We start from the raw sequence: 22,116 nt of genomic DNA, 5'->3' as shown, positions 1-22,116 counted from the left end.
GCGAAGCAATCCACAGCGCCACGCACTCGACCCTGGATTGCTTCGCTACGCTCGCAATGACGGCGGGGCGAGTGCGCTTCGACTCAATGACTGGTCAGAGCGGCCGGCTGGACAGCACCGCATCCGCGCGGTCATGCTCCGCCAGGCCGTGGAGCAGCCAGCTCGTCTGCCCCAGCCGCGTCGTCATGCCCGTCGCGGCACGGGGCACCGCCTCTTTGCGCAGGATCAGCTGGATGTCGAAATCGGCAGTGGCGCCCGCCACCTGCCGGATGGTGGCGACCATCCGGGCATGGAGCATGGCGGGGGTGAAGAACGCGTCGAACCGCGCGCGGTCGACCGGGCCGACCTTCACGCGGAACCGCCCCGCGACATCCACCGCGCTCGTGCCCAGCACCGCATCCACCGCCAGCCGGGCATAGGCCCCCGACACCGTCGTCCGCCCGCCCAGCCGCGTCTGTTCCGCCGGGTCGATGCGGATGCGGCGCGGCGCCAGCTCGATCACCTCGACCGGCACGTCGTACAGCGCGGCCAATGTCCGGCGCAGCGCATCGGGGGAGCGGACCCGCCGCGCCAGCAGCCCCGCCGCCCCCAGAATGCGCGGGTCCTCGCCCGGCCCGGTCAGGCCGGCCAGCGCCGCCAGCAGCCGCGACACCGGATCGGCCAGCGATCCCTTGGTCTCGCCGAACCCCACCGGCACCCGGTATTTCGCCCAGGCGCGGTAGAACAGGCTGATCGCGCGGTGGTTGAACAGATCGACGAACGTGCCGAACGCCTCGTCCCGCGCGCGGTCGCGGGCGACGACCAGTTCGGTGTAATGGTCGGGCATCACCCCCATCGGGCCGGTCAGCCCCATGAACGCCGCCTCCATCCGGACCTGTCCGCCCGGCTCGCCTTGCGTCGCCGCCCCCAGTTCCGCATCGGGATGGCGGGAACCGCGCATCGCGACGAAGCGGACCGGCTCTGCCGTCGGGCGCACGTCACCCCCGATCGCGGGGCCGGCGGTGGTGATCCCCGAGGCGGCGATCACCTGCCGCACCGCCTCGAAGAATTCCGCGCGCAACCCCTCGGGCAGGTCGGACGGAGCGGACGGCGGGGTCATGCCAGCGTCCGCGTGCCCGTGCGCGCAGGCCATTGCTGCCAGACCTCGCGGTCGCCCGCCAGTGTCAGGCGCAGGCGGCTGAACGCGTTAATCGCCGCCATCGCCGCGAACAGCCGATCGAGCAGCGTCCCCAGCAGGAACGCGCCCGATCCGGACAGGCGACGATCCTCGAACTCCGCGATCACGTCGATCCCGCTGATGAAGGCGATATGCCCCCCCGCCGGCGCCCGCGCGCTCGATACCGTGGTGGTCAACGTCTTCAGCCGTTCGCGCAGGATACGGCTGGCGGTGCTCGGCTGATATTCGTGCAGGACCAGCAGTTCCTTGACCAGCGACAGCGCCAGTGCCGGCTCCGCGATGCTGATCTGCCCCAGCGACAGGTGCGAGATCAGCCGCCACAAGGCCCCCGCCCCGCGCTGCGGCCGCAGGGTCGGCGACGGCGCGGTGATGAGTTCCGCGCCCGACACCAGTGAGGCGGCCGTACTCAGCGTCAATTTCGGCCGCCCGCCGCCGAACGGCAGCGCGGCGGCCAGATTGCGGTTGGTGCAGGTCAGGTCGATCGAGGCGACGTGATCCGCATCCGCCACCACCGCGCCGGCGGTATCGGTCAGCGTCAGGAACATGTCGTCGCCCCCGGTCGGCGCGGTGGCGGTGCGCCGGGTCAGGTGCCAGTAGCGCAGCCCCGGCGATCCGCGATCCTCGCCGGTACCGAAGAACGGGCTGTACGCCTGTTCGCGGCCGGTGCGGTCGGCCACGATCAGCCGGTCGACCGAATAGACCTCGGTCGTCCCCTCCCGCCGGGCATCGGGGATGATGCGATGCTCGAACCGGCCGGGGACGAGGCGGATCGGTTCCGCCGCCTGTTCGAACAGGTTGACGACGGGCGTGGCGAACAGGCGGAAATCGCTGGCGGTGACGAGGCGTTCCAGCGCCGGATCGAACCGGTCGAGATACAGGAACGCCTCCATCGTGCGCTTGCCGTCGCGCAGGGTCTTGGCGGCCATGCCGGTGATGTCGAAGAACAGGAACTTGTCGGGAAACCCGTGATATTCGCTGAGCAGAGCGTGGGCCGGATCGCTGACCGCGCCCAGCGGCAACAGCACCTCGTCCGCCGCGAACCCCACCGCGCGGATCGCGTCGCGGCCGAGGATGACGGGATCGGCATCCACCGCGCTGTCCGCCAGCGCGACCGAGATCGTGCCGCCGACCACCAGTTCGTACAGCATCTGCGACACGCGCGGTTCGGCGTGGATGTGGAACCGCAGCCGGTCGATCCCCAGCGATCCGAAATCGGCATCGCCCAGACACGCCAGCGACAGGCGCAGCACGCCGGTGGCATGGCCCGCCGCCCGGTTCAGCGGCGCATCCAGCGGCAATCCGCCGACCGCGGCGGCGGTCAGTTCGATCGGCCACAGTTCGACCGGATAACCGGTGCGGAAACGGACCGGCTCTCCCTCCACCGGTTCGGTCAGCACCTCGGTCCGCGCGGGCAGCGTCGCCGATCCGCGCATCCCCGGCCGGGGCGTCACCTGCATGATCGACATGGCGGGGAACGGACGCAGATAATGCGGATAGAGGATATCGAGCAGCGCGGTCGTCAGCTCGGGAAAATCGTCGTCCAGCTTCATCCGCGTGCGCGCGTTGAGAAAGGCGAATCCCTCCAGCAGGCGCAGCACATGCGGATCGTCGATCGTGTCGGCGGAGATGCGCAGCTGGCTGGCGACCTTGGGATTGGCGGCGGCGAACTCGCCCGCCATCGCCCGCATGAAGCGCAACTCGCTGTTGTAATAGGGCAATATGTCGTCGAACATGCCGGTCAGCCCCCGATAACCAGTTGCGCGCGGACGGGATCGACATGGCTGTCGAAATACATCTCCTCACGCGTCGTCCCCAGCATCACCGTGCCGGTGACGCGGAAGCGGAGCGTGGCGTCCAGTTCGTCGCGGTTGGGCAGCACCGTCACCTCGAACCGGCCGAGCCGGGGTTCCAGCCGGCGCAACTGCTTCTCCGCCTCCTCGACGAAGCGCGCGCGGAAATCGGCGGAGGCGAGGCTCTCGTTGGTCAGATCGTCGAGCCCATAGGCGAGCAGCGAGCGGTCCAGTTCCTCGAACCAGACCGGCCAGCTGAGCAGGTGGCGGCGGCTGTTCAGCATCGCCTCGATATCGCGGCGCAGGCTTTCGCGCTGCGCGGCGATGCCGCCATCGCCGGCCTGATGGATGCTGGTCCGGTCGAGCAGGCTGCCGGCGATCATGCGGCGGTATCCGGGGCGACGCTCAATTCCTCGAATCCGTCGAGCGTCAGGATATCGTCGCCAGCCAGCCAGCCGCGCTGGCCGATCCCGCGCAACCGCCCGTCCGCCTCCTCGACCCAGTCGGTCGCGCGGCCGAGCCGGTGGGTGGCATCGCCCCCGCCGCCCGCGAACGGGTAGAGCGCGGGGATATAGACGGTGCCGCTCGGCCCGCCCGTCACCTCGATTTCGGCGGGGCGCCATACCAGATCGCGCAGCCGCTCCGGCTTGGCGGGGCGGAGTGCGGCGACCTGCGACAGCGGCACCCACAGATAGCGGCCGTTGCCGGTCAGCACCTCCAGCACGCCCGCCACCCGGTCGTCGAGATCGCGGAACCCGTCATGCGCCTGTCCGTCGACCGTCACCGTCAGTGCGGCAGGTTCGTCGGCGGGCAGCGCGGTGCCGGCGAGCAGCGCCAGCGCGGCGACGACGCCGGCATCCGGTTCGGTCACCAGATCGGGCGGGCGACGCTCGGCAAAACTCTGGTCGCGCCACGTTGCCGCGCGGATCAGCTGGCGCAGCAGCGCGAGGCCCACCGCGCGCGACGGATCGTAGGTGCCGGCCAGATCGGCGTGGTTGTCCGCCTTGTCCCACTCCCCCAGCACGATCAGCATATCGGCGAGGTCGAGCCGGGCGCGGGCATCGTCGGGCTTGGCGCGTACCCGCGCGGCGGCCAGCGCGCGTGCCTCGTCCAGTCGCGCGTCGCGGAGCAGGACGGCGAGTTCGGGATCGGACGGGTGGGTCATGCCGCGCGCGGCTCCTGAATGGTGGTGACGAGGTGGAATTCGCTGACGACCTGATCGAGCTGGAAATGCGGTTTCAGCGCGACGCGGCATTCATAGGCGCCGGGCTTGCCCGCAATGTCGGCCACGGTGATGCGGCCTTCCCGCAGGGGGAAGCGTGCCTTGGCATCGTAATCCATGTCGTCGCCGCCGCTGGTGTAATCGTTCAGCCAGCGTTGCAGCCGCACCTCGCATTCGGTGGCGGACTGGAACGATCCGATCCACTCGCGCCCGATCACCTTGATGTAATGGGCGAAGCGCGCGACGCAGAGGATGTAGTTGAGCATCGTGCCCAGGCGTTCGTTAACCCGCGCCACCTCCGATCCGAACACGCGGGCGGGGCGGTGGAGCGAGGGCATGTTGTGGATCGCCAGGAACGGCGTGTCCTTTACCCGGCGGATCGCGATGAACCCCGCCTCGGCCAGTTCGCGGTCGATCGTCTCCGATACATGCACCTCGACCGGGGGTTTCAGGATCTTGCCCGGTGCGTCGGTCGCGAAATCGACTGGGGGCAGCGTCGCCACCACCCCGCCTTCCAGCCGGTCGCGCACGGTGCCGCGGATCGCCGCCAGCCAGCGATGGTCGCGAAACGCGCGCAGGCAGATGTCGCCGAACGCCAGCGCCCCCGGCCCCCACAACACCTGCCGGTCGTCGGCATCATAGCGGAAGCCGATATCCCCGGCGCTGCGCCCCCGCCAGCTGCCGCGCAATCGCACCCGTGGCACCACCAGCCCCAGAAAGCGCGAGTCCGGCAGCTGTTGCAGGCTGTGCAGCCGCAGGTAATCGGGCTGGCGGAAATCGGCGGCGATCGACTGGCGGCGATCGAGTTCGGCGAACCCGTCCAGCCCGAACAGGCCGGGCGCACCATCCATCACGATCGGCGCGAAGGCGGCGGCGGCGACCTGCGTCAGCATCCGGAGCGCACCGACATCGTCCCCCGGATGGTCGCGCGACGGCCGGTGCTGCACCGCATAGAGCGCGAGGATCATGGAGAACGGCACGCCGCCGGGCATGTCGAATTCCTGATTGTAGACGATGTCGAACAGCGCGCTGTGTTCCACATCGACGCTGCGTTCGAAATCGCGGACCAGTTCCGCCCAGCGCGCGTCGAACAGCCGCAACCGTGACAGGCCGTCCGCACCCAGCCCCTGCACCAGCCATGCGATGCCACGCCATGCCGCCTCCAGCGCGGCGAAGCGGGGATGGGCGAGGATCGCGTCGACCTGCACCGACAGCATCGTGTCGATCGCCGCGACCGCGCGGTCGATCCGCCGCCGCAACGCCCGCCGCGCCGCCGCCTCGTCGGCGGGATCGGGCGCGGCATCCGGTGGCGGCAGGGGCACTCCGCCCAGATCGCCACCGCCCAGATCGATGAAGCGATCCGCCCCCGCCGCCGCCGCCGGATCGGGCACCGCGCCGGCCGCGTGGCCGGTATCGAACCCGGCGACCTTGCCGGCATCGGGTGCGCGATCGACGGGGGCGACGTCCGCGCCGCCCCCGTCGTCCCCCGCCCCCGCCGCTCCCCCCGCCGGCGTCATGCCTTTTTGGGGATACGTGCCACCAGCCGGAGGGACGCGCTCAGTTCCTCCATCTGCAACCATGGCCGCAGATAGGCGACCGCGTTGTACGATCCCGGTGCACCCGGCACCGGCGACACCTCGATCCGCGCCTCGCGCAGCGGGAACTTGGCGCGGATTTCCTGCCCGCCGCCCTCGGCCGCGTTGACGTAGTTCAGGATCCAGCGGTTCAGCCAGCCAGACACGTCGTCGACCTCCATGAACGAGCCGATCTTGTCGCGCGCCATCACCTTCAGATAATGCGCGAACCGCGACGAGGCGAGGATGTAGGGCAACCGCGCCGAGATCGCGGCATTCTCGGTCGCTTCCGCCCGGTCGTACTTCTTAGGCCGCTGCGTCGTCTGCGCGCCGAAGAACACCGCGTAATCGGTGTTCTTGTAGTGCGACAGCGGCAGGAAGCCGAGATCGGACAGTTCCTTTTCCCGGCGCGAGGTGATCGCGATCTCGGTCGGGCATTGTTCGGACATGTCGCCGTCGTCCGATTGGAAGACGTGGGTCGGCAGGTTGCTGACCTTGCCCCCGCCCTCGGCGCCGCGGATCGCGGTCGTCCAGCCGCTTTCGGCGAAGGCGTTGGTCATCCGCGCGCCCAGCGCATAGGCCGCGTTCATCCAGCAATAATCGTCGTGCGCCAGCGGCCGGGTGGCGCCGCTGCCCGATACCGGCGCCTCCTCATAGGCGAATTCGTCGATCCGCTTGGTATCCTCGCCATAAGGCTGGCGGGCGAGGACGCGCGGCATCGTCAGCGTCACGAAGCGCGAATCGTCGGTATCGCGGAACGCGCGCCACTTGGTGTAGTCCGCCGCCTGGAACTTCTCACTCAAGTCGCGCAGCTTGGACAGTTCCTCGAACGTGTCGAACCCGAACATTTGCGGCCCCGCCGCCGCGACGAACGGCGCGAATGCCGCCGCCGCCACGCCCGACAGGTTGCGCAGCAGTTCGACATCCTCCTGCCCCGCGCCGAAATAATAGTCGCCGATCAGCGCGCCATATGGCTCGCCGCCCGGCGTGCCGAACTCGTTCTCGTAGATCTTCTTGAACAACGTGCTCTGGTCGAACTCGGTCGCGCGTTCCAGATCGCGGGCAAGGTCGCGCTTGCTGGCGTTGATGACGCGGATGCGCATGTCGCGCCCCGTCTCGCTGTTGGTCACCAGATAATGCAGCCCGCGCCAGCTGCCCTCCAGCGCCTTGAACTTCTCGTCATGCATGATCGCGGCGAGCTGCGCCGACATCTTGGCGTCGATCGCGGCGATCGCGTCGCGCATCGTGACGGTGAAGTTGCGCGAATAGCTGACGGTGCCGGCCAGCGCCTCGTCGGTGAAGGCGCGCAGCAGTTCGGCGACCTGATCGGGCTCGGTCTGGCGGGTCGCGCCGATCGCCTCGTCGAGCAGGCTGCGCCCCTCGGTCAGCGTCGTGGTGGTGGCGGGCGAGGCAAGGCCGCCGCGGTTGATGTCGCTCATCGGTCAGGCGTCCTTTCCGGGGGTCGGCGCGGCCGGTCCGCCGCGGCCCAGTTCGGCGTGCAGCGCCTCCATCTGGCCGCTGTCCTGCAACACCTGTTCCAGCAGCGTCTCCAGCTGTTCCGAACTGTCCGCCTTGGTCATCAGGTCGCGCAGCTTGGTGCGCGTCTCCATCAGGCGGCGCAGCGGTTCGACCTGCTGGACGATCCGGCCCGGCTCGAAATCCTCCATCGATTCGAACTTCAGGTCGACCGGCAGGGTGCTGCCGTCGTCCTTCAGCGTGTTCTCGACGCGCAGTTTCAGGCCCGGCGACATGCGCTGCATGACCTGATCGAAATTGTCGCGGTCGATCTGGATGAACTTGCGATCGCGCAGCGGCTTGAGCGGCTCGGTCGGATCGCCCGAGAAATCGCCCATCACCCCCATCACGAAGGGTAGTTCCTTGACCTCGACGGCACCTTCCGTCTCGACGTCGTAGGTGATGTGGACACGGGGCTTGCGCACCCGCTTCAGCTTGTCGTGAACGCTCTCGGCCATGTTCTCACCCCGTTAGTAACCGTCGTCATTGCCGCCGCCCTCGCTGCGACCGATGCCGGCCCGCAGCAGGAACAGCGCACGCTGCTCGCCATCCGGCAGGAGTTCCGCCAGCAGTTCGACTGCCGACAGGTTCGCCCGCCGCACCACATGTCTCAGGCTCTCCCCGAGGATGGATTGTGGTTCGTTACGCTCGAAGAACGCTGCGACCTCCAAGAGGGTTGCAAGCGCCCGTTCGCGGTTCATGGGTTCGGGTGCCGGCGGGGCGGCGGCGACGGGAATCGCCCCCTCCGCCGCCTCGGCCGGCAGGGCGGCGACCGGTGCCGCCACCGCCTCGACCGGTACCGCCTCGACCTCGGTCACGTCGCTGCCGGGGCCATGGACGCGCAGCAGGGCCGCCGCATCCTCCAGCGGGCGCGACACCTGCGATCCGAAGCGGCCGAACGGCGTGTGCGCGTCGATCGCCGCCATCAGCCGGTCGAGCGCGGCCAGCGCCGCCGCGATGCCCGCCGCCGCTTCGGTGGCGAAATCCGGCGAGGCGCGGTGGATCGCCTCCTCCATCGCAGCGATCTGCGCGCGGCGGCGCTCGACCAGTTCCTCGGCCAGATCGGGGTCCTCGTGCCGCGTGCTCTGCGCCTGCACCGTCTCCACCGTCCACAACGCCACGGCGGGGTGTTCGTGATCGCTCAGCGGCAGCAGCTTGATCGGTTGCAGCAGCGTGCCGACATCGCCGTTGCCGAACAGCCCGAACAGCGGCGCGACCCGGGTCTCGATCCCGTCCTCGTCCTCCTGCGGATGCAGCCCGTCGTCCCAGAACCGTTCGACCAGCCCGGCGAGCAGGTCGAACCCCGCCGCCACGCCGGGAAAGCCGTCGCTGCGCAGCCACGCCTCGGTCAGCCAGGCGGCGACCTGCAAGTCCTTGGTTTCCGCCAGCAGCGCGGTGCCGCCCTGCGCCACCGTCTCCCAGGCGCGGATGCCCGCCTTCAGCGGCACCGCCTCGGGATCGCCGGAGGTGATCGCGTTGCGCTCGGCCAGCCGCGCCTCGTTCCGCGCGTCCTTGATCGCCAGATAGAGGCCCGACCCGCTGGACCCGCCGCCGCGCACGTCCGGCCCGGCCGCCAGCCCATCCGGCCCCGCGATCGGGGCGAGCAGTTCCTCGATGGCGAAACGATCATTCATCCAGGCTTCCCCCACCGGTGTCATGGGGTGCCATCGCCCATGGTGGCCGTCAAGCGGCGGGTCGCACTGGCAAAGTGCGCCGCCCCCTGATAATCGCACGTACAGGGTGCCCGCGTCGGCCGAAGGGGGAAATCGCGTGCTGGAACTCGTCGGGCGTTACCGTATCCTGGAACAGATCGGCGAAGGCGCGATGGCCGACGTCTATCGCGCCTATGATCCGCATATCGATCGCGCGCTGGTGGTGAAGGTCCTGAAGGCCGAATACCGGCAGGACCGGGAATATTCGATCCGCTTCCTGCGCGAGGCGCGGGCGGCGGGCGCGCTGTCGCATCCCGGCATCGTCACCATCTTCGATGTCGGCGAGATCGACGGCTATCCGTTCATCGTCATGGAATATCTCGACGGCGAACCGCTGTCGGAGGTGATGAAGGCGGGGGCGCTGACCGCGTCGGAAGTGGCCTCGATCGGCATCCAGCTGTCGTTCGCGCTCGGCTATGCCCATGCGCAGGGCGTGGTCCATCGCGACGTGAAGCCGTCGAACATCATCGTGTCGCCCGATCGCAAGACGGTGAAGCTGCTCGATTTCGGCATCGCCCGCGTCGCCGAGGGCGATCTGTTCGAACAGGAATCGCTCAAGACCCAGATCGGCCAGGTGGTCGGCACGCCCCGCTATATGAGCCCCGAACAGGCGCTGGGCCGCGATCTCGACGGGCGGTCGGACATCTTCTCGCTCGGCGTCGTGCTGTACGAACTGGCGTCGGGCCGCCGTGCCTTCCCCGCGGTCAACGCCGCCACGCTCGCCACCCAGATCGTGCAGGCCGATCCGGAACCGCTGGCCAACGTGGCGCACGACGTGCCGCGCGGGTTGCAGTTCATCATCGGCAAGGCGATGAGCCGCGATCCCGCGCAGCGTTTCGCCGACGGCCACCGCATGGCGGAGGCGTTGCGTCGCGAACTGTCGGTCAACCGCACCGTCGCGCGCGAGGCGATCGAGCGGCGCCAGTATATTCCCTTCGCGGTGAAGCTGGCGGTGCTGCTCACGCTCATCACCGCCGTCGTGCTCGGCGCCTCGGTGGTGACCGCGATCGTGACGCAGCGGCGCGCGATGCGCGACGTGGCGCTGGCATCGGGTCAGGCGATCTCGTCGTTCGTCGCCAACAACGCGGCGCTTCGCGCGGTCGACAACGCCTCGCTGCCGCCGGAAGCGCAGGACTGGCTGCCGGTGGAGATCTTCGTGCGCTCCGCCGCCGCCGATCGCGGCATCCGGGGGATCACCGTCGTCGATGCCGGCGGGGTAGTGCGCGCCGCCAGCGATGCGACCCGGGTCGGTCGCCCCTACCGCGCCCCGACCGGGGAGAAGGCGGTGGAACGGAACGACGGCATCACCGTCACCTCCGTGGCGGGGGGCGAGGGGTTCCGCTTCGTCCGGCCGATCACCTATGCCGGGCGCGGGTTCGGCAAGGTCGACGTGGCGGTGGACGCCACCGCGCTGCGCGCCGCGTCGCGCACGTCGGAACTGGCGTTGCTGCTCGTCTCGATCGTCACGCTCGGCGCGGTGGCCGCCGCCGCCTATCTCAGCGGCCGGATGCTGAAATCCCCGATCGAGCGGTTGCGCGATGCGCTGTACGACATCGCCCGCGGCAATCTCGACTTCCGCATCTCGCACAGCCGCAAGGATGAATTCGGCGAGCTGTTCGACGGGGTGAACATGGTCGCGCAGAGCATGGAGGAACGGCTCAATTCGGTCGAGGCGCTGCTGCTCGACCCGCCGTCGGCCCCGGCCGAGCGGACCGAGACCGCCCCCGCCCCCGAAACCGTCATGCTCGCGCAGGTCGAGGGCGTCCGCCGTCCCGAACCAACCCCGGACCCGGCGGCAACCGATGCCGATCCCGACGCGCCCCCACCCGAACGCGTCCGCACCTGGGCGCATGACGACGACGAGGACAGCACGCTGGCCGGTGAACTCCCCGACAACCGGATGTAGTACCGCCGGGCCGCCGGCCATATCGGCCAGCGCGGGATATCATGGCCTGACCCATTCCGTCCCCATTCCGTCATTGCGAGCGCAGCGAAGCAATCGAGGGCCCGGCGCGTGACGCACGGGATTGCTTCGCTACGCTCGCAATGACGACAGGGCAGGTTTCACGCCATCGTCCGCTAAAGCCATCCTGTCATGGCGACCGTAGCGCACCATGAAACCGGGCGCGGATCGCGTGATCCACGCCCGGTCACCCCGCTTATCGCGTCTGCACCGTGCCCTGGATACGCCGCGCGCGCGCCAGATCGGCGGCGATGGCGCGGTTGTCCGGGTCATATTGCAACGCCCGACCCAGCAGGGCGACGGCACGGTCGATCCGGCCGGCGGTCATCTGCTCCAGCCCCTGCCGGCGATAGCGCAGCGCGGTGGCGGGATCGCTCTGCGGGGCGGCGGGTGCCGCGCCGGTCGCGGGCGCCGCCCCGGTCGCCGGGCCGGTCCGCCGCGGCGGCCGTGTCCGCGTCACTGATGGGCGCGAGCGCTGCACGCCAGGGCGTGACGGTTCGCGCACCCGGCCCGGCATCTGGATGATGTCGCCGGGCTTCAGCATGTTCGGCGCGATGCCGCTGATCCGCGCCAGCGCATAGAATTTGTAGGAATCGCCCAGATAGTCGAGCGCAAGCGTGATGAAGGTATCACCCGGCGCGACGACGTAGCTGAAGCTGTTGCGGGGCACCATCGCATAGGGATTGCCCTTGATCGACTGTTCCAGCACCTTCGCCTCGCGACGGCCGGGGTCCTGCGCCAGCAGCGCGTCGAGTTCCGCCCGCGCGGTCTTCTCGTCGTTGCGGTTGAGCAGATCGACCACGCGCGCCAGCCGCTGCGTCGGGTTGAGGCCGGGCGTCGCCTGCGGCATATCGCCGGGATTTCCGGTCGCGGGAGCGGCCGGTGCCGCTTCCGGCGGGGCCGGCAGCGGCTGTATCTCCGCCTTCTTGCCGCAACCGCCGAGCAGCGCCAGCATCGCCGCCGCCGCCAGCATCGTTCCCGTCCGCGCGACGCGCGGCTGACCTGCATTCATCATCATGACACCCCTGATTGGCCCGACTTCGCGGGCATTCCCTATCGCCCTAACCTATCGCAAACGTTGCAGCGTGTCGTCCTGCGCCGCATCCGCCCGGATCAGGACGAAACTGACGTTGTCCTTCGCGCCGTGCGCCAGCGTCATGTCCAGCAGCCGGTCCGCCGCCTCGTCCAGGCTCTGGCTCGTCGTCAGCACATCGGCGATGCCGTGATCGTCGATCATCCCGGTCAGCCCGTCCGAACACAGCAGGAAGATGTCGTCGCCCTCGATCGGCCCGCTGTGCAGGTCGAGCGCCAGGCTGTCCTGCACGCCGACCGCGCGGGTGATGACGTTGGACCGGCCGAAGGCGGGCGCATCGGCGCGGTTCAGCGCGCCCGAATCGATCAGTTCCTGCACCATGCTGTGATCGCGCGTGATCTGGTCCAGCCGCCCGCCACGCAACAGGTAGCCACGGCTGTCACCCGCCCACAGGCAGGCATAATGGCCGCCAAAGGCGAGCAGCACGACCACCGTCGATCCGATCACCGTACCGGGCGCGGACAGCCGGGCATGGGCGACCAGCGTGCGGTTCACCCGCTGGATCACGTCCTGCACATTGTCGAGAAAGGCGAACCCCGAATCCATCGGATCGATCGCGACCAGCGCGTCGACGATCATCCCGCTGGCCAGATCGCCGCGCTGGTGCCCGCCCATCCCGTCCGCCACCGCCCACAGGCCGAGCGCGGTGCGCGACAGCACACGGTCCTCGTTCAGCTTGCGCACCCGCCCGACATGGGTCCGCTCCACCGCCACGAATGCGAGATCGCGCCGTTTCATCCCGTCCTCCCCGACAGCAAGGCGCGGAAGGCGTCGCCGACCGGCAGCCGCGCATCGTCACCGGCGGGCGCATCGGCCGCCGGATGCCACCAGCCGGCCACCGGCGCCGCATCGCCTGGCGGGTCGATCGCCGCAACCGCCGCCAGCGCCGCATCCGCGCCCTGCCCGGCATCCCGCACCGCGACCAGCGCATCCGCCACCGCCGCGCACCATGTTTCCGCGGCCTCGCGTCCCGTCGATGCGCAGGTCACGGTCGCAACTAGCGGGAAGAGGCGCCCGACCCCGTCACCGCTGGCGACCACGACCGCGATCACCGGCCCGTCCGTGCCCGCGAAGGCGAAGCGCCAGCCGTCGAGCGCGGCAACCGCCGCATCCAGCGGCATCCCCGCCGCCACCGCGCCACCCAGTTCGCCGTCCAGCCAGTCGTCGATTCGCGTCAGCACCGCCCCCGGCCCGCCTCGCCGCACGAAATCGCCATGCGCGGGCAGCTTGCCGACGATCCCGATGATCGGCATGGGCGCCGCCGCCGCCGTCACATCGCCGCCGGGCATTGGAAGCTCGCCAGTTCGGGCAGGCGGAACGGGCTGGGGCCGGACAGCACCCGGATGCGGAACGATGCGCTCGCCCCGCCATCGGTCACGCTGACCACCAGCCCGCTGGCGGTGACGTTGCTGACCGGATTGTCGCGCAGGAAGCGGAACAGCGCCCAGTCGCCGCTCCATTGCCGGATGCTGGGGGTGGCCGATCCGTTATGCTGCACGCTCATCGTCACGCCCGGCGCATTGCCCGGCCAGCGCATCTCCACCCCCCGCCGGTTGACGCGGTCGAACGCGGCCGGGGCGCCGTCCACCGTCAACGTGACGGCGCTGGCGTCGCCGCCGACTTGGATCGGCTCGATCAGGAAACGCAGGTTGGGGCGGATGTCGCCGGGCTTGAAGAACACGTCGCGGATGCGCCCCGCCTTCCCCAGCTGTGCCACCGCCTGCGGCGACAGGCCCAGCGCGCGACCCGACTGGGTCAGCGCCCAGTTGCGCCGCGAGGTATCGATCTGCCCGGACAGGTTGGTCGTCACGAACGCGTCGATCAGGCCGGAGGGGCGGAACAGCCGGCTGAAGTCGTCGACCGTCGCCTCGCGCGGCGACTGCCGGAACGGGAAGCCCATCGCGGTGATGCTGCGGCATTCCGGCCCCAGTTGCGCGGCATATTGCGTTTTCAGCCCCGTCCGCGCGTCACGGTTGAGCTGGGTGGTGGAGGCGGTGACGAAGCCGTTGAACAGCCGTCCGGCGGCCGGCGGCATCGTCGCCGCCACCTGTCCCAGTCGCGCGGTCGCCGCCATCGCGCCCGCCTGCCGGTCGCGCTGGAGCAGCGGATCGCCCAGCCCGGCGGCGGAGCGCGCGGCGGTGCCGGTATCGCCCACCGCGGTCAGCGCGTTCAGCGCATCGTCGATCGGCGCGGGGCCGGTCGCCGGGTTCATCTCGCGCAGCCAGCGGAAATGCTCGACCACCTCGTCCAGCGGCCCCGGCGGGCCGGCGGGCGCGGTGGCGGCGGCGTTGCCGACCTGATCGGCGCGCTGCATCCCGCGATAGATGTTGCGCGAGAAGATCGATCCGACCCGCAGCGCCGCCGATCCCTTGCCCTTGCGCAGCGACGGCGGCGTCAGGTTCGTCTCGTCCGCCCAGGACTGGAACAGCGCCTTGACCGGCGAGGGCGGGCGCACCGCCATCCGCAACCGTTCGTCCATCGGCATCTCGCCGCTGACGACCACATCGTCGATCGTCTCGTCCCACCGCCGCGTGAAATCGGCGAGATAGGTGGTCAGCAGTGCATCCTTCACTGCGCCCGCGCGACTGTCGAGCAGCCCGCCGCCCGCCGTCGCCAGCCCGCCAGTGACCCAGGATTCGTCCGCCGACTGGGTGGCGTATCGCCCGATCGCGGGCACGACGTTCTGATAGAAGAACCGCCGCCGGAACATGCCGGGGATACCGGCGGTCAGCGCCTTGCCCGACCGGCGCGTGAACAGCCGCGACGTGCCGACGCCCGGCACCTGCGCCAGCGTCCATTCAGGCAGGTTGCGTAGCGCCGGGTCCGCCAGCATCTGCGCATAGACCCGCTCCCCCGGCCCGAGCGAGGCGACGCGGGCGCGCGCGTCGGCGATCACCGTCGCGCTCAGGCGCGGCGGCTGCATCGGCCCCGCCAGCAGCGTGGCAAGATGGCGGTGCAGCGCGGCGCGCGCCGGCGCCTGTTCCTCGCCCGGCAGCCGTTCCGCCCAGTCGTCGTCGAACGCAGCGAGGATGCCGGCACGGTCGAGCGGCGCGCCGGGCGCGCGGCCCAGCATCAGATAGAGGCGCAGCGCCGCATAGATCGCGGCGCGATTGTCGCGCCCCTCCGCCGGTACCTCGCCGGCAAGACCCGACAACCGGTCCTCCAGCCCCAGCAACAGGCGCGGCAGGAACTGGCGGTTGAGCAGGTTGCGATACGCACCGTCCACCTGCACCCGGAAACTGTCCGCGCGGCCGATGCCCCATGAGAAACCCGGCGAGCGATCGTCAGGCGCGGCGGTGGAGGCGAAGGGCAGCGCGCGCGCCGCCTCCAGCGGTTCCAGCACCTGCAACACGTCGCTGTCGCTGACCGGCCCCTGCGGCAGACCCGCAACCTGCTTGCCCAGCGCGGTGGCGCGCACGCCCAGCCGCTCGATCAGCGCGGCATTGCGGAAATAGCTGTACGTCCACAGCCCCAGCAGCAGCACTGCCGCCGCCGCCGCGCCGCCGATCGTGCCCAGCCGCACCAGCCGCGCCCGGCGTTCCTCCTTCGGATCGCGCCCGGCCAGCGCGGATTCCGGGAACACCACCTTGGTCAGCAGGTCGCGCAGGAAATAGCTGCGCCCGCGCGCCGGCTCCGCCCGGCCCGTCGCCAGCGGCAGGCCGAACCGCGCCGACAAGGCCCCCAGCAACCGATCGATCGGCCGCCCGAACTGGGTGCCGCTGGTGAAATAGAAGCCGCGCACGAACGGGCGCGGTTCGTACTTCGTCTCGCGCGTGATCGTCGCCAGCATATGGCCGAGCGGCTGGCGCAGCGACGCGAACTGCTGCGGAAACGCGAAGATCAGCCCGCGCCGCGCCATGTCCTGTTCGGCCTGCACCCGCATCAGCACCCGCGCGTCGAGCCGCTCGACCAGCCGGTCGAACGCCACGTCCAGCGCCTGCGGACTGGCGGCGGTATGGCCGATGGGCGCGGTGGCGGCATCCGCGACCGGCCACGTCTCGCCCCACACCTGCTCGCGTTCGTGGCTCGACATGTCGTCGAAGAATTCGGTGAAGCCGGCCAGCAGATCGAGCTTGGTCAGCAGGATGTAGATCGGCGTCCGCACCCCGAACGCGGTCTGCACCTCGTTGATCCGGGCGCGCACCGCGCGGCCATGCGCCACCGCCGCGCTCTCGTCCGCCCCGGTCAGGTCGGTGACGGAGATCGCGACGATGATGCCCGTCACCGGCTGGCGCGGGCGATATTTGCGCAGCAGGTCGAGGAAGCCCTTCCAGGCCTGCGCATCGACCGCCTCGTCGCTGTCCTGCGTGGTGTAGCGGCCGGCGGTGTCGATCAGCACCGCCTGATCGGTGAACCACCATTCGGTCGTCCGCGTGCCGCCCAAGCCCCGCACCGGCTCGTCGCCCAGCGCCTGCGCGACCGGGAAATCGAGGCCGCTGTTCTTCAGCGCGGTCGTCTTGCCCGCACCCGGCGGGCCGATGATGATGTACCAGGGCAGTTCGTAGACGAACTCGCCCTTCTTGCCGACCCGCGTCTCGCGCATCAGCTCCAGCGCGCGGGCGGCGCGTTCCTCCATCGCGGCGACGTCGGCGGCGGCCAGCGTGCCTTGCGGATCGGGGGCCGTCTGCGTCTCGCCCAGTTCGGCGATCATCGCCTGGTTCTGCCGCTTCGCCTTGGCGCGCGTCCACCACAGCCGCGCGCCATAGCCGGCGAACACCAGCACGATCAGCGCGAGGCGAACCCATGCGCTGCCCAGCGGCACCTTGCCCGCGATCGCGATCAGCGGTCCGACGAACCAGATCAGCAGCGCCACCAGCAACAGTCCGGCGACGGTCAGCACCCAGCGCGGCGGGCTGCGCCGCAGCCAATAGGGGATATGCGGGCGGATCATCGGGTCGGCCCTTCGGCATAGGTCTTCGGAATCGCGACTTCGACGCGGCGGTTCTGGCGTCGGCCGGTTTCGGCGGCATTGTCCGCGACGGGTTGCGTCTCGCCGACGCCCGCCGGCTGCAACCGGTCGGCCGGCACGCCCGCCGCCTGCAACGCGGTGACCACCGCCGCCGCCCGCGCCTGGCTCAATGCCTGGTTCGAGGGGTAGCGGAGCGAGGCGATCCGCTGGTCGTCGGTATGCCCCGTCACCGGCACCGGTCCTTCGGTGATGCGGATCGCCTGCGCGATGCGGCCCATCGTCTCACCGTACCCGGCATCGAGATCGGCGGAACCGGAGGCGAACAGCCCCCGGTCCTTCAGCCGCACCGCCACCGCATCGGGATCGTCGGTCACGCCGACCCGGCCGGCATCGATATCGGGTTTCAATATGTCGAGGATGGTCAGGTACAGCTTGCTGTCACCCGCCGGTGCGGGGGCGGTGCGGTTCAGTTCCGCCGGGCCGGTGCGATACACGGCGGACAGCGGCGCCAGCGCATCGCCGCCCAAAGACGACAGACGGAACAGGAAACCGGCGTAACAGGCCAGCAGCAGCACCGCGAAGCCGGCGGCATAGACCCAGGCGGGGATTTCGCGCGTGATCGGCCGGTACGCCGCCTCCACCCCGCGCCATGCCGGCGACAGGCTGCGCTCGACCGGCCCGCGCAGGTTGCGGATCGCGGCGTACAGCCGGTCGCGCAACTGCACCAGGCGGCTGGCGCCGCCGCGTTCCAGCCGCATCCGCCCCTCGAACCCGAACGACAGGCAGAGATAGATCAGTTCCAGCAGGTTGGGCGAGCGGCCCGGCCGTGCCTCCAGCGCGTCGGCCACCTCGAACATGCGGTCGCCCGACACGACCTCGTTGTGGAAGGTCGCGACCAATGTCTGCGCGCCCCAGCCGCTTTTCGCCCCCCACGGGGTCGACAGCACCACCTCGTCGATCAGCGCGCACAGCGCGTAATGACCATAACGCGACTCCTCATCGCTGACCGACAATTCGCGGGTGCGGGTCTGGAACCGGCGCAGTTCGTCCACCACCGTCCGCCGCAGCCGCACCATGTCGTCATGCGCCACCACGGAGCGCAGCGAATTGGCCAGCACGATCAGCGGCGTGCCTGCCGCAAGCAGCGGGTTGGTGCTGGTGCCGGCAAAGCTTTCCAGCGACGGCGCGGCGGGGGTGAACGGGCTGGCCGCCTCGTGGCGGGGCGGCTCGGACGGGGTGGCGCGCGGCGGCGTGGTGGCGGGTCGCGCGAACGGGCCGGTGGCCGGCGCGCCGATCATCGTCCGGTCGCCATCGTCACCACCCGGCGGGGGCGGCGGCGTATTACCGCGGCCGATCATCGTGCGGTCGCCATCCTCGGGCGGGTCGAAGGGGTTGCGACCGCCGCTCACCGGACGCGTCCGCGAATGGCCCAGAGTTCGAGATCAAGATCGGGCACGTCGCCCGACACATGCACCGCCGCCGCCCCCGATCGCTCGATCAGCCGCCAGTCCTCCGACGTGGTGTTGATCTCGAAATAGACCATGCCGGCGCGGAACGGGATCTGGCGCGGTTCGGCCTGTAGCGGCCGGATCGGCGCGCCGCCGACCTGGAGATTCACGAGGTCGCGAATCCGCTCGACCCCGCCGATCTTGGTCCGCTTGGGCATGTTCTGGCGCAGCAGGTCGGCATCGATCGACGATCGCGCGGCGATCACGAAGGTGCAGTCCGCGAACAGCGACCGGTCGCTGATCCGCGCGACGCGGATGCCGTAGGCACGTTCCTCCAGCGGGATCGGGATCGCGGTCTGCTCGAACACCGCGCTCAGCGATTCGCGCAGGAACCCGATCACCGGCGTGAAGCTCGCCTGCAGATCGTTGTGGTTGTACGCCCCCAGTTCGGGCGGGCGGTTGCTGCCCGTCTCGGTGAAGGTGGCCAGTTCGCCCGCCAGCGCGATCAGCGCGCGGTACAGCTCGATCGGGTGAAGCTCGCCCGTCGCGGCGAGGTGGCGGATCACCGTCTCGTTGCGGTTGACCAGCATCAGGATCAGGAAATCGGTGATCTCGGCGATGCTCTTGCCGCCCGGATCGGCCAGCCGCCCCGCGATCGCCGCGCCGCGATGCTGCAACAACCCGCTGATCTCGGCCAGGAAGCCGCGCAGTTTGGCGGACACGTCGCAACTGACGGTGGTGGGGATGAAATCGGGATCGATCACCAGCGATCCGTCCGCCCGCCGCTCCACCAGCCGCGCCACCGGCAGCGTGACGTACCCGGCCAGTTCCTGGTTATCGTCGATCAGCCGCAGGTTCAGTTTCGCCACCGTGATCGGCGCGGCGCCATCGGAGCCGGCGATGACGTCGTTCACCTCCACCTCCTGCCCGATCCAGCGCAGCGGCGGGCCGCCAGCCACGTCCAGCCGCGCCTCGTAGCCGCCGGCGCGGCGGATCGGCACCGCCAGATGGATCAGGCTGTTGCGCAGCGATCCCGGCACCTCCAGCGGCAGCGGATGGTCGTCCGCCCCCGGCGCGTCGAACATCGTGCCGTCGGGCATGATCCCCGCCGCGCGCGACAGCGCGATCTTGCCGGTGCGCAGCAACGCCTCGTCGATCTCCAGATCGGCGAAGCCATAGCCGACCGGGTTCAGCCAGCGTAGGCCGTTTTCCGACCGGCGATCCAGATACCGTTCCAACTGCTGGAAATGCTGGGTGCGCAGGAACATTCCCTCCGCCCAGAGAACCTTGTTGTTCCAGTACATCGTCTCAGCGTTCCCCGCTTCGCTTGAACCAGCCGGTCAACGCCCATGCCCCGGTGCGTCGATCTGCCGCAGTTGGTCTTCGTAGGATTCGCGGAACGCCCGGTTGATCGGGCCGTCCACGCTGTCGTCCGCCTCGCGCCGCTGCGCCGCGAACTGTTCGACATAATCGCTCCACGCCGCCGCGCTGCGCTGTCCCGGCATCACGAAACCGCGATTGGCGGTGCGCGCCTCGATCTCGGCGGGGGACAGCAGGTCGAACGTCGCGCCGATCGCGCCGCGCATCCCCGCCAGCACGCACAGCATATGCGCCTTCACGTCGTGCAGCGCCTCGCTCAGCGCACGTTCGCCGGTGATGTAGCCGGAACCGTCCTCGCTGCGCAGCAATTCGATCGCGATGCGCTGCGGCGGCACCCATTTGAACGGATTGTTGCCCTCGGGCCGGATGGTGGTGCGGACCATGCGGAAATCGTTCTTCAGCGCGGTCCGCTCGCTCATCAGGTCGGCGACGCCCAGGATCGCCTGCCGATAGACCGCGCCCAGCCGCTCCATCAGCAGCGCGCGGTCCTCCCCCGCGAACGCATTGGGCGACAGCCGCGCGCCTGCGCAGAAACTGTCGAACAGCACATCGTCCCCGGCGGCGGGCGTACCCGCCGGAACGGACACGGGGGCAGATACGGAGGCCGGGGCGGGAGCCGGCGGCAGGATCGGATCGGCCACGGGCGCCGCCACCGGCAGGATCGGATCGTCCGCCATCACCGGCGGCGCGGGCGGCACCGGCAGGATCGGATCGACGATCGCGGCTGGCAACGGCGTGACCGGCGGCTCGCTCCGTTGCACCGGTGCGGGTGCGGGCGCGGCTGCGGGCGTCACCGGCACGGCATCCCAGTCGGACGGGATGGCGATGTCGCCGGGCACCGCCGGTCCGGGTTCGCGCAGGATGGGGCTGACGAACGGCGCGTCGAAGCCCAGCCCGTGTTCGCGCGCGGGCGGCGGCGGCGGTTCGGTCCAGCCCTGGGGTGTCCCGATCAGTTCCGTATGATCCGGCCGGCGGTGCGGTGCCACCGGGTCCCAGTCGCCCGCCTTGAATTCGCGCCGGCGTTCCCATGCGTCGACACCGTCACCCGGTTCGTCGTCCAGCTTGATCGGATCGGGGCGCAGCGCGCTGCCGAACGGATCGCGCGGCTTGGGCGGCGGGGCGTCCGCATCGTCGCGCGCCAGCGAGAAGGGATCGTCCCCCGCCGCCGGCTTCTCCTCGACGACCGCGCCGGCATCCTCCTCGGCGACGATCATATAGGGGCCGAACACGATGCTCTCCCCGCGCGATACGGAAACCGGCCGGTCATGGTCCAGCCGGGTGCGCGGATTGCCGACGAACACGCCGTTGGCGCTGGTGTCGCGGATCGTCAGCATCCCGCCCCGCACCGCGACGGTCAGGTGCAGGCGCGACATGTCGCGTTCGGGATCGGGTACCTGCCAGTCGGCCTTGATGCCGCGGCCGATCGTCATCTCCCCCTCGTCCAGCACGCGGCTGTCGATCTGGCGCGACGGGTCCTGCCGGTTGAACAGCCGCAGCCGGATCATGCCGCCACCCCGATGCCCGGACGACCACCGGATACGATCACCGATCGCATGAAACCCATCATTGATGCCGATCCTCGAAACGCTTGATGAAGCCGAAGCCACTCCCGGGGAGCGCCCCGCCTGCAAATGGTGCCCGCCATGGCCGGACGATCGTGCCATCCGCCTTCTGCGTCGCCATGCCGATGAAGCATCTCGCGGCCGGTGCCTGCCTGGCGGGCAACGACGCGGCGACCGGCAGGGCGCAGATCATGCGCCGGCCTTCACGCATCGCCGGACCATTCGTCCAGCCGCTTCGCCACCGTCGCGCGCAATTCGTCCAGCCGCGGCACCCATTGCTCGTCGAACGTCGCATCCCACACCAGATCGCGCCACGCGAAGGTCGCGCTGCACGATCCGCTCTGCCCATCTTCGGAACGGCACGACACCGCGACGCCGCCGTCCTCGCCCTTGTACACGTACCGGCTCACCGTGGCGCCGGCCGACCGCGCCACCCTGGTCAGCCTGCCCGTCTTCGGCTGGGGTGCCTGCCCCCTGGCGACCGCACAGGCGCGCGGCACCTGATCGATGACCGGCGGCGTGTTGAAGTTACAGAATTTTTCAGTCGTTCCCACGATCACCCGAACCTGCTCGGCCGGGGCGGTTTCCGATCCCAGCACGAAGTAAAATCCATCGGAATCATCCTTGGGCAGGAAGAAGACGTTCTCCTCCTCCAACGCCTGCTCGGGCAGGTTGAAGACGTGGCCACCCACCTTCTCCTGCTTCATGGCCGCACCTGAACAGCCGGCAACCAGTAGCGCCAGTAACCACCCAGTGGCTGCCCGCATCGCA

Annotated in this window: 18 protein-coding genes; 1 reads left to right on the top strand and 17 read right to left on the bottom strand. The window is 70.0% G+C overall.

Translation table 11 applies throughout. The features are described from left to right. Positions 1-94: 94 nt before the first annotated feature. Genes tssG through tssA form a run of 8 tightly spaced genes read right to left on the bottom strand, consistent with a single transcriptional unit; the run spans position 95 to position 8,912 of the window. Positions 95-1,099, bottom strand: coding sequence for a type VI secretion system baseplate subunit TssG (tssG, locus tag IFT82_RS13205; RefSeq protein ID WP_192127502.1), 1,005 nt, complete (start codon positions 1,097-1,099; stop codon positions 95-97). Then, the gene (tssF, locus tag IFT82_RS13200; protein WP_192127500.1) at positions 1,096-2,910 is read right to left on the bottom strand and encodes a type VI secretion system baseplate subunit TssF; all 1,815 of its coding nucleotides are present in this window, start codon (positions 2,908-2,910) and stop codon (positions 1,096-1,098) included. Before tssF ends, tssG begins: the two co-directional genes overlap by 4 nt. A 5-nt stretch (positions 2,911-2,915) precedes the next feature. Then, positions 2,916-3,350: a type VI secretion system baseplate subunit TssE gene (gene tssE / locus IFT82_RS13195; protein ID WP_192127494.1), complete on the bottom strand. Its 435-nt coding sequence runs from the start codon at positions 3,348-3,350 to the stop codon at positions 2,916-2,918. Then, positions 3,347-4,132, bottom strand: a complete 786-nt coding sequence (locus tag IFT82_RS13190) for a type VI secretion system accessory protein TagJ (RefSeq protein WP_192127483.1) — start codon at positions 4,130-4,132, stop codon at positions 3,347-3,349. The genes tssE and IFT82_RS13190 overlap by 4 nt, the downstream gene beginning before the upstream one ends. Then, positions 4,129-5,706: a type VI secretion system contractile sheath large subunit gene (gene tssC / locus IFT82_RS13185; protein WP_192127480.1), complete on the bottom strand. Its 1,578-nt coding sequence runs from the start codon at positions 5,704-5,706 to the stop codon at positions 4,129-4,131. The genes IFT82_RS13190 and tssC (IFT82_RS13185) overlap by 4 nt, the downstream gene beginning before the upstream one ends. Beyond that, positions 5,703-7,202 carry a type VI secretion system contractile sheath large subunit gene (tssC, locus tag IFT82_RS13180; RefSeq protein WP_192127478.1) on the bottom strand — a complete coding sequence of 500 codons (1,500 nt, stop codon included), beginning with the start codon at positions 7,200-7,202 and terminating at the stop codon, positions 5,703-5,705. The genes tssC (IFT82_RS13185) and tssC (IFT82_RS13180) overlap by 4 nt, the downstream gene beginning before the upstream one ends. Positions 7,203-7,205: 3 nt before the next feature. Continuing rightward, a complete protein-coding gene (tssB, locus tag IFT82_RS13175) occupies positions 7,206-7,736 on the bottom strand; it encodes a type VI secretion system contractile sheath small subunit (protein ID WP_192127477.1) in 531 nt (176 codons plus the stop codon). Positions 7,737-7,748: 12 nt separating this feature from the next. Then, positions 7,749-8,912: a type VI secretion system protein TssA gene (gene tssA / locus IFT82_RS13170; RefSeq protein ID WP_192127475.1), complete on the bottom strand. Its 1,164-nt coding sequence runs from the start codon at positions 8,910-8,912 to the stop codon at positions 7,749-7,751. 136 nt (positions 8,913-9,048) lie between these two features. Between tssA and IFT82_RS13165 the strand changes: the two genes are divergently transcribed. After that, positions 9,049-10,896: a protein kinase domain-containing protein gene (locus tag IFT82_RS13165; protein ID WP_192127473.1), complete on the top strand. Its 1,848-nt coding sequence runs from the start codon at positions 9,049-9,051 to the stop codon at positions 10,894-10,896. A 253-nt stretch (positions 10,897-11,149) separates the two neighbouring features. Here the strand turns inward: IFT82_RS13165 and IFT82_RS13160 are convergent, their stop codons facing one another. The 9 genes from IFT82_RS13160 to IFT82_RS13120 are packed head-to-tail and all read right to left on the bottom strand — an operon-like array spanning position 11,150 to position 22,112. Continuing rightward, a complete protein-coding gene (locus tag IFT82_RS13160; protein ID WP_192127471.1) occupies positions 11,150-11,971 on the bottom strand; it encodes a tetratricopeptide repeat protein in 822 nt (273 codons plus the stop codon). 48 nt (positions 11,972-12,019) lie between these two features. Continuing rightward, positions 12,020-12,784: a PP2C family protein-serine/threonine phosphatase gene (locus IFT82_RS13155; RefSeq protein WP_192127469.1), complete on the bottom strand. Its 765-nt coding sequence runs from the start codon at positions 12,782-12,784 to the stop codon at positions 12,020-12,022. Further along, complete coding sequence (gene tagF, locus IFT82_RS13150) at positions 12,781-13,335, bottom strand: type VI secretion system-associated protein TagF (protein ID WP_192127467.1); 555 nt, start codon at positions 13,333-13,335, stop codon at positions 12,781-12,783. Before tagF ends, IFT82_RS13155 begins: the two co-directional genes overlap by 4 nt. Then, positions 13,317-16,937 carry a type VI secretion system membrane subunit TssM gene (gene tssM, locus IFT82_RS13145; RefSeq protein WP_192127465.1) on the bottom strand — a complete coding sequence of 1,207 codons (3,621 nt, stop codon included), beginning with the start codon at positions 16,935-16,937 and terminating at the stop codon, positions 13,317-13,319. Before tssM ends, tagF begins: the two co-directional genes overlap by 19 nt. Beyond that, the gene (gene tssL / locus IFT82_RS13140) at positions 16,934-18,364 is read right to left on the bottom strand and encodes a type VI secretion system protein TssL, long form (RefSeq protein WP_192127462.1); all 1,431 of its coding nucleotides are present in this window, start codon (positions 18,362-18,364) and stop codon (positions 16,934-16,936) included. The genes tssM and tssL overlap by 4 nt, the downstream gene beginning before the upstream one ends. Next, the gene (gene tssK / locus IFT82_RS13135) at positions 18,361-19,707 is read right to left on the bottom strand and encodes a type VI secretion system baseplate subunit TssK (protein ID WP_192127461.1); all 1,347 of its coding nucleotides are present in this window, start codon (positions 19,705-19,707) and stop codon (positions 18,361-18,363) included. The genes tssL and tssK overlap by 4 nt, the downstream gene beginning before the upstream one ends. A gap of 36 nt (positions 19,708-19,743) precedes the next feature. Next, positions 19,744-21,288 carry a type VI secretion system-associated FHA domain protein TagH gene (gene tagH, locus IFT82_RS13130; protein WP_192127459.1) on the bottom strand — a complete coding sequence of 515 codons (1,545 nt, stop codon included), beginning with the start codon at positions 21,286-21,288 and terminating at the stop codon, positions 19,744-19,746. Between the two features lie 58 nt (positions 21,289-21,346). Next, entirely contained in the window at positions 21,347-21,538 is a 192-nt protein-coding gene (locus tag IFT82_RS13125) for a hypothetical protein (RefSeq protein ID WP_192127457.1), read from the bottom strand. Between the two features lie 10 nt (positions 21,539-21,548). Continuing rightward, positions 21,549-22,112: a hypothetical protein gene (locus IFT82_RS13120; RefSeq protein WP_192127455.1), complete on the bottom strand. Its 564-nt coding sequence runs from the start codon at positions 22,110-22,112 to the stop codon at positions 21,549-21,551. Positions 22,113-22,116 lie beyond the last annotated feature (4 nt).

Source organism: Sphingomonas sp. CFBP 8760, from assembly GCF_014841615.1.
Lineage (GTDB): Bacteria > Pseudomonadota > Alphaproteobacteria > Sphingomonadales > Sphingomonadaceae > Sphingomonas.
The sequence above is the reverse complement of the archived record's forward strand: the minus strand, read 5'-3'. Positions and strand labels throughout refer to the sequence as shown.